Annotated in this window: 17 protein-coding genes; 10 read left to right on the top strand and 7 right to left on the bottom strand. The window is 65.6% G+C overall.

Annotation, left to right across the window (positions count from 1 at the left end):
* Window positions 1-101: 101 nt before the first annotated feature.
* From NCR34_RS18010 to NCR34_RS18000, 3 genes are all read left to right on the top strand, one after another.
* Complete coding sequence (locus NCR34_RS18010) at window positions 102-1619, top strand: MFS transporter (RefSeq protein WP_250500893.1); 1518 nt, start codon at window positions 102-104, stop codon at window positions 1617-1619.
* 82 nt (window positions 1620-1701) lie between these two features.
* Window positions 1702-3279 carry an aldehyde dehydrogenase (NADP(+)) gene (locus NCR34_RS18005; protein WP_250500776.1) on the top strand — a complete coding sequence of 526 codons (1578 nt, stop codon included), beginning with the start codon at window positions 1702-1704 and terminating at the stop codon, window positions 3277-3279.
* Between the two features lie 54 nt (window positions 3280-3333).
* Entirely contained in the window at window positions 3334-4272 is a 939-nt protein-coding gene (locus NCR34_RS18000; protein WP_250500775.1) for an SMP-30/gluconolactonase/LRE family protein, read from the top strand.
* Here NCR34_RS18000 and NCR34_RS17995 read toward each other — a convergent pair.
* The 3 genes from NCR34_RS17995 to NCR34_RS17985 form a co-directional block, all read right to left on the bottom strand.
* Window positions 4269-4694, bottom strand: a complete 426-nt coding sequence (locus NCR34_RS17995) for a GNAT family N-acetyltransferase (RefSeq protein ID WP_250500774.1) — start codon at window positions 4692-4694, stop codon at window positions 4269-4271. The genes NCR34_RS18000 and NCR34_RS17995 overlap by 4 nt on opposite strands.
* A 48-nt stretch (window positions 4695-4742) precedes the next feature.
* A complete protein-coding gene (locus tag NCR34_RS17990; RefSeq protein WP_248323115.1) occupies window positions 4743-5342 on the bottom strand; it encodes a short chain dehydrogenase in 600 nt (199 codons plus the stop codon).
* An 88-nt stretch (window positions 5343-5430) separates the two neighbouring features.
* Window positions 5431-5898: a hypothetical protein gene (locus tag NCR34_RS17985; protein ID WP_250500773.1), complete on the bottom strand. Its 468-nt coding sequence runs from the start codon at window positions 5896-5898 to the stop codon at window positions 5431-5433.
* 162 nt (window positions 5899-6060) lie between these two features.
* Between NCR34_RS17985 and NCR34_RS17980 the strand changes: the two genes are divergently transcribed.
* Entirely contained in the window at window positions 6061-6213 is a 153-nt protein-coding gene (locus NCR34_RS17980; protein WP_248323117.1) for a hypothetical protein, read from the top strand.
* Between the two features lie 52 nt (window positions 6214-6265).
* Here the strand turns inward: NCR34_RS17980 and NCR34_RS17975 are convergent, their stop codons facing one another.
* Window positions 6266-6859 (bottom strand): DUF3005 domain-containing protein, encoded by a 594-nt coding sequence (locus tag NCR34_RS17975; RefSeq protein WP_250500772.1) that lies wholly within the window; start codon window positions 6857-6859, stop codon window positions 6266-6268.
* A gap of 282 nt (window positions 6860-7141) precedes the next feature.
* Between NCR34_RS17975 and NCR34_RS17970 the strand changes: the two genes are divergently transcribed.
* Together NCR34_RS17970 and epsC are read left to right on the top strand one after the other, a co-directional pair.
* Window positions 7142-7375 (top strand): DUF6566 family protein, encoded by a 234-nt coding sequence (locus NCR34_RS17970; RefSeq protein WP_175942044.1) that lies wholly within the window; start codon window positions 7142-7144, stop codon window positions 7373-7375.
* Window positions 7376-7540: 165 nt separating this feature from the next.
* On the top strand, window positions 7541-8536 hold the full coding sequence (epsC, locus tag NCR34_RS17965) for a serine O-acetyltransferase EpsC (protein WP_250500771.1): 996 nt from the start codon (window positions 7541-7543) through the stop codon (window positions 8534-8536).
* 47 nt (window positions 8537-8583) lie between these two features.
* On the opposite strand, the gene folE is transcribed toward epsC, so the two are convergent.
* The 3 genes from folE to NCR34_RS17950 all read right to left on the bottom strand — a co-directional run bounded on the left by folE (window position 8584) and on the right by NCR34_RS17950 (window position 10247).
* Window positions 8584-9234 carry a GTP cyclohydrolase I FolE gene (folE, locus tag NCR34_RS17960; protein ID WP_206468616.1) on the bottom strand — a complete coding sequence of 217 codons (651 nt, stop codon included), beginning with the start codon at window positions 9232-9234 and terminating at the stop codon, window positions 8584-8586.
* Between the two features lie 114 nt (window positions 9235-9348).
* Window positions 9349-9801: a VOC family protein gene (locus NCR34_RS17955; protein ID WP_250500770.1), complete on the bottom strand. Its 453-nt coding sequence runs from the start codon at window positions 9799-9801 to the stop codon at window positions 9349-9351.
* Window positions 9802-9824: 23 nt separating this feature from the next.
* Window positions 9825-10247, bottom strand: coding sequence for a YybH family protein (locus NCR34_RS17950; RefSeq protein WP_250500769.1), 423 nt, complete (start codon window positions 10245-10247; stop codon window positions 9825-9827).
* A 113-nt stretch (window positions 10248-10360) separates the two neighbouring features.
* Between NCR34_RS17950 and NCR34_RS17945 the strand changes: the two genes are divergently transcribed.
* From NCR34_RS17945 to NCR34_RS17930, 4 genes are all read left to right on the top strand, one after another.
* The gene (locus NCR34_RS17945; RefSeq protein WP_250500768.1) at window positions 10361-10996 is read left to right on the top strand and encodes a TetR/AcrR family transcriptional regulator; all 636 of its coding nucleotides are present in this window, start codon (window positions 10361-10363) and stop codon (window positions 10994-10996) included.
* Between the two features lie 138 nt (window positions 10997-11134).
* Window positions 11135-13012, top strand: coding sequence for an ABC transporter permease (locus NCR34_RS17940; protein WP_250500767.1), 1878 nt, complete (start codon window positions 11135-11137; stop codon window positions 13010-13012).
* Window positions 13009-13794 (top strand): ABC transporter ATP-binding protein, encoded by a 786-nt coding sequence (locus tag NCR34_RS17935; protein WP_250500766.1) that lies wholly within the window; start codon window positions 13009-13011, stop codon window positions 13792-13794. The genes NCR34_RS17940 and NCR34_RS17935 overlap by 4 nt, the downstream gene beginning before the upstream one ends.
* Window positions 13791-14498 carry an ABC transporter ATP-binding protein gene (locus NCR34_RS17930; RefSeq protein ID WP_250500765.1) on the top strand — a complete coding sequence of 236 codons (708 nt, stop codon included), beginning with the start codon at window positions 13791-13793 and terminating at the stop codon, window positions 14496-14498. Before NCR34_RS17935 ends, NCR34_RS17930 begins: the two co-directional genes overlap by 4 nt.

Genomic DNA, 14498 nt, shown 5'->3' with positions numbered 1-14498 from the left:
TCCACCGACTAAGCGCCCGCTTAACACCCGACCGCATGACCGACGCCCGCACGACCGACGCCCCTCCGCACGCACTTGCGTTCCGCACGGCTCTTTACGCGATGCTCGGCATCGGCCTCGTCAACATGCTGGTCGCGCTGGATCAGACCGTGGTCAGCACGGCGCTGCCGTCCATCGTCGCGGAACTGCACGGCTTCGAGTATTACGCGTGGATCGCGAGCGCCTATCTGCTTGCTTCCGTCGTCACGGTGCCCGTGTTCGGGCGGCTCGGCGACTATTTCGGGCGCAAGCGCTTCGTCATCGCGGCGGTGATCACGTTCACCGTGGCGTCCGTGCTGTGTGGGCTCGCGCCGAACATGCTGTTTCTCGCGCTGGCTCGCGGGCTGCAAGGCGTCGGCGGCGGCATGATGGTCGGCACCGCGTTCGCCGCGATTCCCGATCTGTTCCCCGATCCGCGCACGCGCGTGCGCTGGCAAGTGGTGCTCGCGGCGGCCTACGGCATCGGCACGGCGGCGGGGCCGTCGCTCGGCGGCTGGATGAGCCAGCACTGGGGCTGGCGTTCGACCTTCCTCGTCAATTTGCCGGTCGGCGCGGCGGCGCTGTACTTCATCTGGGCGCATCTGCCGAATCTGCACCGGCCGCGCGAAGGCGCCGTGAAGATCGACTGGCTCGGCGCGGCGCTCGTCGCGCTCGTGCTCGGCGGGTTTCAGTCGCTGATCGAGTCCGTGCCGAAAAGCGGCCTCTCGGGCGGCAACATCGCGCTCGGCTGCGTGGTCGTGGCGGGCGCGGCGGCGCTCCTGGTCTGCGAACGGCGCGCGACGCATCCGATCCTGCCACTCGACATCTTCCGCGATCCGCATCTGGTCACGCTGTTCACCCTGTCGTTTCTCGCGGGCTTCGTGATGTTCTCGCTGATCTTCTTCGCGCCGCTGCTGTTGCAGGGCGGCTTCGGCCTTTCGCCGCAGGAGGCCGGTCTGCTCGCGACGCCGATTGCCGCGTGCATCGCCATCGGCAGCTTCGTGAACACGCGCATCGTGATCCATCTGCGCAAGCCGACGAAGATTCTGACCATCGGCTTTTTGCTCTTGCTGGTGGCGTCCATTGCGCTGGCGTTTGCGCGCGCCACGACGCCGCACGTGTGGATCGAGTTGCCGATGGCCGCGGTCGGCATCGGCCTCGGCTTCGTCCTGAACAACATGAACGTGTTCGGCCAGGAGATCGCGGGCCGCGAGCGCTTCGGCATCACGACGGCGCTGCTGCAATCGACGCGCATGGTGGGCGGCATGCTCGGCACGAGCATCGTGGGGACGATCGTCGCGCATCACTACGCGAGCGTCGTGACGCGCACGATCAGCGTGCTCGGCGCGGGCGCGGCGGCGCAGTGGCAGCCGCGTTTCGCGGACCCGCGTATTCTCGTCGACGAAGCATTGCGCGACACCGTGCTGCGCGAACTGACGGCGGCGGGGCTGGACGCGCCCGCGCTCTTCGACGCCGCCCGCGATGCGCTCGTGCAGTCGGTGCACATCGGCGTCATGCTGACGGGCGTGGCCGCGCTGGTCGCCGCGCTGCTCGTGCGGCGCATCGGGCATATCACGTTCCGGCGGGCGGGCAAGGGCTGAGCGGCACGCGTAATGCGTGCGCGGCACGTTCACACTCGTTGGCGCCCGCGACGGGCGGCAGCACCAGCACGGAGAAATCACCATGATGATCACCGGAGAAATGCTCATCGGCGCGACGGCCGTGCGGGGCACGGACGCCACGCTGCGCGCCTTCGACCCGGCGCGCAACGTCGATCTCGAACCCGTGTTCGGCGGCGGCGGGGCGGCGGAAGTCGCGCGCGCGTGCGAACTGGCCGACGCCGCGTTCGATCCGTACCGCCAGGCGCCGCTGGAGACGCGCGCGCAACTGCTGGAAGCGATCGCGGACAACATCCTCGGAATGGGCGATGCGCTCATCGAGCGCGCGCAGGCCGAGTCGGCTCTGGCGAAGGCGCGGCTCGAAGGCGAACGCGCGCGCACCGTCGCGCAGTTGCGGCTCTTTGCGTCGCTCGTGCGCGAAGGGCGCTGGCTCGCCGCGACGCTCGATTCCGCGCAGCCGGAGCGCAAGCCCGCGCCCCGCCCGGACCTGCGCTTGCAGAAGATTCCGGTCGGACCGGTCGCCGTGTTCGGCGCGAGCAATTTCCCGCTGGCGTTCTCCGTGGCGGGCGGCGACACGGCGGCGGCGCTGGCGGCGGGCTGTCCGGTCGTCGTGAAGTCGCATCCGGCGCATCTCGGCACCTCCGAGATGGTCGGGCGCGCGGTGCAGAAGGCCGTCGCGGAAACGGGCCTGCACGAAGGCGTGTTCTCGCTCGTCGTCGGCGCGGGCAATGCCATCGGCGAGGCGCTCGTCGCGCATCCGGCGATCAAGGCGGTCGGTTTCACGGGGTCGCGGCGCGGCGGGCTGGCGCTGATGGAGATCGCAGCGAAGCGCCCGGAGCCGATCCTGGTCTTCGCCGAAATGAGCAGCGTCAACCCGATGTTCGCGCTGCCGGGCGCGCTCGCCACGCGCGGCGAGTCGCTTGCGGCGGGTTACATCGACTCAGTGACGCTCGGCGTCGGACAGTTCTGCACGAACCCGGGCCTCGTGTTCGCGCTCGCGGACGCCAAGCTCGACGCTTTCGTGGATCACGCGACAGCCGCGCTCGAAAAGAAGGACGCGCAGACCATGCTCACCGCGGGCATCGCGGCGGCGTACGAGGACGGCATCCGGCATCGCGACGATTCGGGCGCGCAGCGCATCGCGACGGGAAAGGAGACGGAGGCGGCGAGCGGCGCGCTGCCGGCGCTGTATCGCGTGAGCGCGGAGCAGTTTCTCGCGACGCCGCATCTCGCCGACGAGATTTTCGGGCCGACGTCCGTGATCGTCGCGTGCGAGGACGAGGACCAGATGATCGCCGTGGCGCGTCAGCTCGAAGGCCAGCTGACGGCGACGCTGCTGATGGATAACGACGATATCGACTTCGCGCGGCGTTTGTTGCCGGTGCTCGAACGCAAGGCCGGGCGGATTCTGGCGAACGGCTTTCCGACAGGCGTCGAGGTGTCGTACGCGATGGTTCACGGCGGCCCGTATCCGGCGACATCCGATGGCCGCTCGACATCGGTCGGCGCGATGGCGATCGAGCGTTTTCTGCGGCCGGTCTGCTATCAGGACTTGCCGGCGGCGCTCTTGCCCGAGGCGCTTGCCGACGAAAACCCGCTGAATCTCTGGCGCCTGCGCGATGGCGAACTCGGGCCGAACTGACCACGCCGTGTTCTCTTGCGGTATTTCGTCCAACCTTCAATAAAAGCCAAACCGATGACCCTTTCCGACCGCCGCTATCCCGACCCCGCCATCCGCGTGCTCGATCCGCGTTTCAACGCGCTGCGCATTGCATCGGCGTCGGTCGAGTGTCTCTATCAGGGCGCGCGCTGGTCGGAAGGCCCGGTGTGGTTCGGCGACGGGCGGTATCTCTTGTGGAGCGACATACCGAACAACCGCATCCTGCGCTGGGACGAGGAAAGCGGGCAGGTCGGCGTGTTCCGCAAGCCGTCGAACAACGCGAACGGCAACACGCGCGACCGGGAAGGCCGGCTCGTGACCTGCGAGCATCTCACGCGGCGCGTGACGCGCACCGAGTACGACGGCTCCATCACCGTGCTCGCGGATCGCTATGACGGCAAGCCGCTCAATTCGCCGAACGATGTCGTCGTGAAGTCGGACGGCTCCATCTGGTTCAGCGATCCGACCTTCGGCATCGACGGCTTCTACGAAGGCGAGAAGCAGCCCTCGGAACTGAAGCCGTGCGTGTATCGCGTCGACGGCCAGAGCGGCGAGATCACCGTGATGATCGACGACTTCATCGGGCCGAACGGCCTCGCGTTTTCGCCGGACGAATCGGTGCTGTACGTGGTCGAGTCACGTTCGACGCCGCGCAAGATCATCGCGTTCGACGTGCTCGACGGCGGCCGCGCGCTCGGCAAGCGGCGCGAAGTCATCGACGCGGGTCCCGGCACGCCCGATGGCTTTCGCGTCGATATTCACGGCAATCTGTGGTGCGGCTGGGGCATGGGCGATGCCGAGCTCGACGGCGTGCGCGTCTTCACGCCGCAAGGCGAGGCGATCGGCCACATCGACTTGCCCGAGCGATGCGCGAACGTCTGCTTCGGCGGACGGCATCGCAACCGGCTCTTCATGGCGGCGAGCCACGGGCTTTATTCGCTTTATGTGAACACGCAAGGGGCGAAGGGCGGTTAAGCCTTCGCGATCTTCTCCATGATCCGCTCCGGATGCGCGCTCGCGCGAAAGCCGAAGTGCTCATAGAGGCCATGCGCGTCGGACGTGACGAGCATCATGCGGCGCAAGCCCTGCAAGTCGGGATGCGCCATCACGCATTCGATCATCCACTTGCCGAGGCCCGCGCCCTGACGCTCGGGCAGCACGAAAACGTCTGCCAGATAGGCGAAGGTCGCGGTATCGGTAATCATGCGTGCATAGCCGATCTGCCGCGCGCCTTCGAAAAGGCCGAACGCGAGCGAATGACGCGCCGCGCGCTCGACCGTTTCCCGCGCGACGCCCGGCGACCAGTACGCCACTTCGCTCAGATAGCGGTGAATTACGTCGAAGTCGAACGAAGCGATGTCCGTCGTCACGCGCCATTCGCCACGAGTCCATTCCATCGCGTTGCTCCTTTCTACAGAAGCGATGAGCTTAAGCGAGCGACGCGCTCAATGCACGGCATACACGCGGCCGGTTTCCGCGCCTTCCACGCTGCGGCTATAGGCCAATGCCACGCGCGCGCCGCTCGCCGCTTCGAAGCCGCGAAAATACGGCCCGAAGCTCTCGCGCGCTTCTTCCAGCATGGTCGGACTCACGGCGTTGATGCGCAGGCCGCGCGGCAGTTCGATCGCGGCGCCGCGCACGAAGCCTTCGATCGCGCCGTTCACCGCTGCCGCGCTCGCGCCTTGCCGGATCGGCTCAGCGCCGACGATGCCGCTCGTCAGCGTGAAGGAGCCGCCGTCGTTGAGATAGTCGCGCGCCGTGAGCACGAGGTTGACCTGGCCCATGAGCTTGTCGTCGAGGCCGAGTCTAAACTGCGCGGGCGTCATCTTGACGAGCTCGCCGAAGTGGACATGACCGGCCGTGGCGACGATCGCATCGACCCGACCGATGGCATCGAAAAGACGCTTGATGCTGTCCAGATCGAGCAGATCGACGCGATGCGCGCCACGCGTCGCGCCGATCTCGATGACTTCGTGACGCGGTTGGAATTCGGCGCAGACGGCCCGGCCGACCGTGCCGGTCGCGCCGATGACAGCGATTTTCATGAGCAGCCTCGCAAGCGTTGCAGTGGAAGAACGGCAACGCATTGTGCCCGCGCGAAGGCTGGATGAAAAGCCGCGGCAGGGGAGAGTGTCAGGCGGCCCGGCGCGCAGGCATCGGCGAGAGCAGGAACAGCGACGCGGCGAGACGGCACGCGAGCGTCAGCCCCGAAACGACGGCCGCTGCGGGGAACACGTGCCATTGCAGCGCGAGCGTCGGCGCGACCAGCACGACCGTGACGAAGCCAAGCGCGACGGTCAGCCAGCGCGCCCATTGCAAGCGAGAGGCGACGCACACATACAGCAAGCCGACGAGCACGCGCGACACGATCGACGCGGCGACCGGATGGCTCGCCGCATCGCCCGGAAAGCCCATGGCGAGCGCGAGCCCGAGTTCCGCCCACGACAGCGCATACGCCGCCCCGAGGCACGCGAGCGCCGACTTGAAGCGTTGTTGCGCCGCGCTGCGCTCGGGTGCGGCGGGACGCGCTTCGCGCAGTGCGTCGTCGTTGCCGGTCTCATCCGTGGCGTTCAGGCCGTCGTAGGTCTGACTCGTGGTCATCGCCTTCCCCTTTATTCGAATGTATGCGGTCCCGGATTCTTGTCTTTCGTTTTTGCTCGTATCAGAGCAGAAGGCATAGCGCAATCGTTGTGCCTGCCTCGCGCCGGCTTCGGAATGATCTTTGCTGCGGTGCTATCGACGTCACGACAAAAGGAGCCGACGATGAGCAACACGAAAGAGCAGAATCCGACTTCCGAGCGCGATGAAGACACGGTCGACAAGGCCGTGGAAGACACGTTTCCGGCCAGCGATCCGCCTGCAACGGGCGGCGTGACCCGCATCGAGACGGACGACGAGAAGGACGAAAAGAAGTAAGCGCAGCGAGGGCGGCCGCGCGCTCGGCCGCCCGACTAACTTTTGAGGCCGGTCAGGACCGTTCGATCACGATCAGCCGCGACGGCCGCAAGTGGTTCAGCGCATAGTGCGTGCGCCCCTCCAGCGTGTGGCCGTGCGCATCGCGCGCGACGAAGCGCAGATGTTCCTCGACGTCCGGCACCGCGGGCGCGACCATTCCCCGATCGATGACGCGATACCCGTTCGCCACCGCGAGCGCGAACCCCTTTTGCCCCGGACGGCTATCGAAACCGGCCAGGACGCCGCTCGCCTCCGGCACATGATTCGATAGCGTGGCATTCGAAAAGATCACGGCATCGGGTTCGCGGGCGAGCATTTCCGCTTCGCGTTTCGCGTGAATGTTCTTCGCGTCGGTATCGACGGTGTCGTCGAGCGTGTCGTCGTTGAGCACATCGACGCCACGGGGGCGGCGCTGCGCGGCATCCGTCGCCGCTGCCGTTGCCGGCACGCCTTGCGCACTTTGCGGGCGCGCGTCGCGGCCGGACTCCGCCGCTTTCGCATCGCTCATGCGGATGTGCGCCGTCTCGGTCGACGGCGTCTTGATTGGACTGTCGGCCGCACGGCCGGTTTGCTTATCTTGCGGCTCGTTGGATTCGGCGTTGTTCATCGCGCGTTCCTCCTGCAAACAAAGAAGGGCCTCGGCAAGAGTCGTTCCGGTTATTTAGCGACGGAACGGCCGCCCTCATCCGATGGACATGGTCCCGGCCGCCCAAAATTTCGCGGGCGATTTTCGAGACTAAGGGCTTTCACTACCAGTATTATTTGTAGCTTGTCGCCGGCAAAGCGCAATAGGCGCAACGCGAGCAATTCAGGAGGGCGCGTTCAGGACACCTGCCGGCGTGACAGCAATGCCATTCGAACGAGCAGGGCACTTTAAGACGGGTGACTCATGCAACACGATGCCGCCTTTTCGCATAGAGGCTATCTGCTGAACTGCGCGCCCGCACGGACGGCAGAAGGCACGTACCAGCCTTACGTGGTGATCTCGCGATCGAGTGACGGCGAACTGGTCGCGAACCGCTTCTTTCCCGCGGACCTGCGCTTTCGCAGCGAGGACGAGGCCATCGCGCACGCGCGTGACTGGGCCGTGCGCTGGATCGACGCGAGCCACGTCACGGTCTAGCGCCCGGAAGACGCGCCATGGCTTGCAAACGATTGCGCGCAACGTATGCTGGATGTGCGGCGCGCGCGTTGCGGCACGGTCGGTCGAAACCGGGTACTCTTGGCGTTCGTCCGCCGCGCCGGCCACGGCGCTTGTCACCATCGCTCAGAGATTGATACGCAGAACATGGCTTCGCCCAGCAGATCCGTGCCGCCCGGCACTTCGCCCAAATCATCCGGCGCCGTCACCGCTCCCGCACCGCGCGAATGGGGCTTGTCGCGCATCGTGGCGGAGTTGCGCGAGTCGCGCGAGCAACTGCATCGCACGCGGCATCCGCTCGGCATCCGCGAACTGCCGTCGCGCGACGCCATCGTGAAGATCGTCAACGGGCTGCGCTCCGCGCTCTTTCCGACGCATTACGGCACGCCCGATCTCACCGACGAAAGCGTGGATTACTACGTCGGCCAGACGCTCGAAACCACGTTGCGCCTGCTGCACGAGCAGATTCGCCGCGCCTTGCGCTTTCTGCCGGAACATCGAGAGACGAGCGACGCCGAACTGAGCGCGAAGGCGTTCGAAACCGCGCGCGAATTCGGCGCGCAACTGCCCGCAATCCGGGCGCTGCTGGTGTCGGACATTCTGGCCGCGTTCTCGGGCGATCCGGCCGCGCAGCACATCACCGAGATTCTGCTGTGCTATCCCGGCGTGTGGGCCATGATGCATCATCGGCTCGCGCATGCGCTGCACCGTCTGGGCGTGCCGCTGCTTGCGCGCTTCATCAACGAGATCGCGCATTCGCTGACGGGCATCGACATTCACCCGGGCGCGACCATCGGCCCCAGCTTCTTCATCGATCACGGCACGGGCGTGGTGATCGGCGAGACGGCGATCATCGGCGAGCGCGTGCGCGTCTATCAGGCCGTGACGCTCGGCGCAAAGAGCTTTCCCGCCGGTGGTGACGGCATGCTGGTGAAGGGCAATGCGCGCCATCCTATCGTCGAGGACGACGTCGTGATCTATGCGGGCGCGACCATTCTCGGGCGCGTCACTATCGGCAAGGGTTCGGTGATCGGCGGCAACGTCTGGTTGACGCATAGCGTTCCGCCGGGCAGCAACGTGTCGCAAGGCAAGGTGCGCGAAGGCACGGGCGCCGATGCGCCGCGCAATGGCTTCGGCGCATGAAACGCAATAGGGCCGCATCGCGGCCCTTTGCGTTTTCATTAGCCTCTTCAGGTATTCGACACGCTGAAGCCGGACTGCTGTCCGACGATGGCGAGAAACTCGCGCCGCGTGGAAGGGTCGTCGCGGAACGAGCCGAGCATGCGCGAAGTCACCATCGAGACGCCCGCCTTATGCACGCCGCGCGTGGACATGCACTGATGCGCGGCTTCGAGAATCACGCCGACGCCGAGCGGTTGCAGCACTTCTTCGAGCGTGTCGGCGATCTGCGCGGTCATCTTCTCCTGGATCTGCAGGCGCTTGGCGAAAGCATCGACGAGACGCGCGAGCTTGGAGATGCCGACGACGCGCTTATTCGGCAAATAGGCGACGTGCGCCCGGCCGATGATCGGCACCATGTGATGCTCGCAATAGCTCTCGAAGCGAATGTCCTTGAGCACGATCATCTCGTCGTAGCCCTGCACCTCGGAGAACGTGCGCGCGAGAATCTCGTGCGGATTCTCGGCGTAGCCTGCGAAGAACTCCTCGTAGGAACGGACGACGCGCGCCGGCGTGTCGAGAAGACCTTCGCGGCGCGGATCGTCGCCGGCCCAGCGCAGGAGCACGCGCACGGCGGCTTCGGCTTCCTCGCGCGTCGGACGATCGGCTGATTCAGCGGGCATGTCCGAGCCGGTGAGATGATGGGTGTGCGGGGCGCTCATGAAAGCTCCTGTCGGTCTGTGTTCGGATATCAGCCGACATTGTTCCACGTTTTCGAATGCCCTTATGCGCGTCAGGTGTTTCAGGCTGTTACGCCCCGCATCTTGCGCCGACCATCACGCGGGCTGGTGCTCCACGCCGCCCAAGATCATCCACGACACGCCGAACATGTCCTGAACCATGCCGAAGCGTTTCGCGAAGAAGGTCTGCGTCATCGGCATCTGAACCTGCCCGCCCTTGGCGAGCGCATTGAAGTACTTCTCGGCCTGTTGCTCGTCGTTTGCCGTGAGCGAGAGGGAAACGCCCTGAAAATTCGGCTTGCCGCTGCACATGCCGTCGGACGCCATCACCGTGGAATCGCCGATGGTGAACGCGGTATGCATGATCTTGTCTTCTGAGCCGGGCGGCATGCTGCAGCCACTCGCCGCTTCGCTGCCGCCTTGCTTGCCCGCATCGGGATTGTCCCGGTAACGCATGGTCATCAGCACCTGCGCGCCCAGATGCTCGCGATAAAACGACACCGCTTCTTCGCAGCGGCCTTCGAAAAACAGATACGGTTGCACTGTCATGTCTGCTCCTTGGGTGAGGACGGTCAGGATGCTTCGTCGGGGTCCATGTCCATCATGAGCGGCACGGACGCGTGTTCGTGCACTACGCGCCAGTCGCCGTCGATCTTCCGGAAACACACGGTCGCGCGCACGATGTCGTCGCGTCCGCCCGCCGCCACGCGGTTGAGCGAGTGCGCATACGCCAGCTCGCCGCTGACCGCGATACGCATGTCCACGATGTCGAACGCGAGCGGGCCGCTGATGCTGTCGAACCAGCGTTGCCAGTTCTCGCGATAACGCTCTACGCCGGTCATCGAAGCGGGCGGCACGACGTCGAACACCACGACATCGGGCGCGTAGTGCGCGACGAGCGCCGCTGCGTCTTTAGCCAGCACGGCTTGCCGCCAGGCTTCCGTCAGTTCGCGAATACGCGCTTCGTCACGCGCACGATCGTTCTCGTCGTTCATGTTCGCTCCCTTCGGCGGACGAATTCGACTTGTGTACAGCGTCCACAAAAAATAGCAGAGATAATGGACAGTGTCCACATACGACCGTCACCGTCGAGATAACAAGCAATCCAATGACAAAAACCAAGCCGCGAAACACTTACAGACACGGCGACCTTCGGCGCGCGCTCATCGACGCGGGCATTCAGCTCGCCCGCGAAGGCGGCCCCGATGCGATCGTCTTGCGCGAAGCAACGCGCCGTGCGGGCGTCGTGCCGAACGCGGCGTACCGGCACTTCGAGAACAGGGACGCGCTGTTGTCCGCGGTGCGCTCGGCGGCGCTGTCGTCGGTGGCCGAAGCGATGGAAGAAGAACTGGCCGCTCGCCCGAAGAAGCGCCGTCGCGCCGATGCCGCGCGTGCCGGACTGCGCGCGATCGGCGCGGGCTATTTGCGCTTCGCTCAGGCGGAAACGGGCTTGTTCCGCACGGCATTCGCTGCGGCGCAGGCGGAGTGGAGAGAGCACGATGAACCGTACGGAACGGGACCGAGCGGTCTGGACCCGTTCCAGCTCTTGAGCCGCGCGCTCGATGAGATGGTGGAAGCGGGCGCGCTCGATGCGCGGCGTCGGCCGGACGCGGAATATCTCGCGTGGAGCGCGGTGCACGGCTTTGCGCTGCTGCTGATCGAAGGACCGCTGCAAGGGCTGGGCACGGAGTCGGTCGAGCCGCTTGCCGCACGGCTCTTGTCGATGGTGGAGAACGGCTTGTGACGGGACTGCGCGAGTCATCACGGCGCCAGCATTTTTTCGCATAAGGAAGAGGGCGCGCAATTCGCCGATAATGTCGCCTCGTCGCCGCTTGCTCCCTAAGCCGTCAACCATTCAGCAATCCAGCTCGTCACGCGCCCGATGTTCGCCAACCTGCTCGTTCAACTCGTCAATGGCCTGGCCGATGCCTGCGCGCTCTTTCTCGTCGCCTCGGGACTGTCGCTCATTTTCGGCGTCACGCGCATCGTCAACTTCGCGCACGGCTCGCTGTACATGGTGGGCGTCTATGTCGCCTATAGCCTGACGAGCCGATTCGGGGCGAGCGTCATGGGGTTCTGGGCGTCGATTGCCGGCGCGGCGCTGATCGTCGGCGCACTGGGCGCGATCATCGAAGTCAGCGTGCTGAGACGCATCTATCGCGCGCCCGAGCTGTTCCATCTACTCGCGACCTTCGCGCTCGTACTGATATTGCGCGACGCCGCGCTTTATCTATGGGGACCGGACGATCTGTTCGGACCACGCGCGCCGCATCTCGCGGGCGCCGTGCCATTGCTCGGACATGCGTTGCCCGTCTATGACCTGGTGCTGATCGTTGCCGGTCCGCTCGTGCTGGGCGTGCTCTGGTACGCGCTCACTCGAACGCGCTGGGGCACGCTAGTGCGGGCCGCGAGTGCCGATCGCGAAATGCTCGGCGCGCTCGGCGTGAATCAGGCGTGGCTCTTCACCAGTGTCTTCTTCGCGGGCGCATGCCTCGCCGGCCTTGGCGGCGCGCTGCAAATACCAAGGATGCCGGCGAATCTTTCGCTCGATATCGACACCATCGGCAATGCGTTCGTGGTCGTCGTAGTCGGCGGCATGGGCTCGATCCCGGGCGCGTTCGTCGCGGCTTTGCTGATCGCGGAGATCAAGGCGCTGTGCATCGGCATCGGGCAAGTATCGGTCTTCGGTATCGCGTTCTCGCTGTCGAAGTTCACGCTCGTCGCCGAATTCGCGTTGATGGCCGTCGTATTGGTGTTTCGTCCGTGGGGCTTGTTCGGGCGCGCGCAGAGCGTTGCGCGAACCGCCGCGCCCGCGGACAGGCCGCTTTCTCCCGCAACGCGCCGCGTCAAACTCGGCTGGGCCGTCGTGGTCTTGCTGCTCGCGCTCGCGCCTTTGGCAGCCGGCGCGTTTCCGTATCTGCCCGTGTTGCTCGTCGAAATCCTGATCGCCGTTCTGTTCGCCGCGAGCCTGCATTTCATCATGGGACCGGGCGGCATGCATTCGTTCGGACATGCGGCTTATTTCGGACTGGGCGCTTATGGCGCGGCGCTTTTTCTCAAGGCGCTGGCCTTGCCGATGGAAGCGGCGCTCGCGCTCGGGCCGCTCGTCGCGGGCATCGGTGCGATCGTCTTTGGATGGTTCTGCGTGCGGTTATCCGGCGTTTATCTTGCGATGCTGACGCTCGCGTTCGCGCAGATCGTGTGGTCGATCGTCTATCAATGGGACGCGGTCACAGGCGGCAGCAACGGCCTTCTTGGCATGTGGCCGTCGCCGTGGCTGTCATCGCCCGTTGCGTTCTACTACCTCACGCTCTTTGCCGCGATAGCTGGCGTATGGCTCTTGCGACGACTGCTCTTTGCGCCGCTCGGATTCGCGATGCGCGCGGGACGCGATTCGCCGTTGCGCGCGGAAGCCATCGGCGTCGACGTCGCCCGCGTGCAATGGATCGCCTTCGTCGCGGCTGCGCTCGTATGCGGGCTGGCTGGCTCGCTATACGCGTTCTCCAAAGGCAACATCTCGCCCGAAGCCATTAGCGTCGGTCGCTCCGTGGACGGTCTCGTGATGGTGCTGCTCGGCGGCATTCAGACGCTCGCGGGCCCCATCGTCGGCGCGGCCGTGTTCACGTGGTTGCAAGACACGGTGGCGCGGCAGACCGACTATTGGCAAGCGTTGCTCGGGGCGGCCATTCTCGTGCTCGTCGTGGCGTTTCCGCAAGGCATCGCAGGCTTCGTGCGTGACCGGTTCACGGAGGCGCAATGACGCTCCTGCGCATCGACAACCTGTCCAAGTCCTTCGACGGCGTGAAGGCCGTCGACGACGTGTCCTTCTCCGTCGAAGCAGGGCAACTCCTCGCGTTGATCGGCCCTAACGGTGCCGGCAAGTCGACGTGCTTCAATATGATCAACGGGCAACTCAAGCCCACGTCGGGCACCATCTATCTGGACGGCCACGACATCACAGGAAGACGTCCGCGCGATATCTGGCGGCAGGGCGTCGGCAGGACGTTTCAGGTGGCCGCTACGTTCAACTCGATGACGGTGCTCGAAAACATGCAGATGGCGTTGCTCTCGCACGAGCGGCGCGCGTTCGGCTTCTTCTCGCGCGTGGCGTCATCGAATGAAGACGAAGCCATGGCCTTACTCGATCTCGTCGGCATGGCGGCGCACGCGCGGCGCAGTTGTGCGGTGCTCGCTTACGGCGACGTCAAGCGCGTGGAACTAGCGATGGCGCTATCCAACCGCCCGAAGCTGCTGCTGATGGACGAGCCCACGGCGGGCATGGCGCCCGAGGAACGCAACGCGCTCATGGCGCTCACCGCGCGTCTTGCCAAAGAGCGCAACATGGGCGTGCTCTTCACCGAACACAGCATGGACGTGGTGTTCGAACATGCCGATACGCTCGTCGTGCTGGCGCGAGGCCAGTTGATCGCGGAAGGCGACGCCGATGCGATCCGCAACGACGCCCGCGTGCGCGAGGTCTATCTGGGCACGGGGGCATCGTATGCGCCGCGCGCTGTTTCGATCGACGGAGCCGCGCGATGACGCTCTTGCGTATCGATGCGCTGAATGCGTTCTATGGCCGCGCGCAGATTCTGTTCGACGTCGCGTTCGAAGTCGGACAGGGCGAGGTCGTCGCGTTGATGGGCCGCAACGGCGCGGGCAAATCCACGACCATGAAAGCCATCATGGGCTTGCTGCCGCGCGTGACCGGCACGGTCATGTTCATGGGCGAGGACATATCCGGAATGGCGCCGTATCGCATCGCGCGTCGCGGGCTCGGTTACGTGCCGGAAGATCGCCGCATCTTCGGCGACCTGACCGTCATGGAGAATCTGGAGACGGGCCGCCAGCCGCCGCGCGAAGGCGCGCCGCGATGGACGCCGGACACGCTCTTTCGCGTGTTTCCGAATCTCGGCGAAATGCGCGAGCGCCGCGCGAGCCGCATGAGCGGCGGCGAGCAACAGATGCTGACCGTGGCGCGCACGCTGATGGGCAATCCGCGTGTCGTGTTGCTCGACGAGCCATCGGAAGGCGTGGCGCCGGTCATCGTCGAGCAGATGGCCGATATGATTCTGCAACTGAAGCGCGAAGGGCTCGCTGTGCTGTTATCGGAGCAGAACCTGCACTTCGCCGAACTCGTCAGCGACCGCGTGGTCGTGCTGGAAAAAGGCCAGGTTCGCCATGCCGGAGCGATGCAGGCGTTCGTTCGCGACGATGCCGCTCGCCGCGCTTATCTGGGCGTTTGA

Origin of the sequence: Caballeronia sp. GAWG1-5s-s (assembly GCF_023631445.1) — a bacterium.
Lineage (GTDB): Bacteria > Pseudomonadota > Gammaproteobacteria > Burkholderiales > Burkholderiaceae > Caballeronia.
The sequence above is the reverse complement of the archived record's forward strand: the minus strand, read 5'-3'. Positions and strand labels throughout refer to the sequence as shown.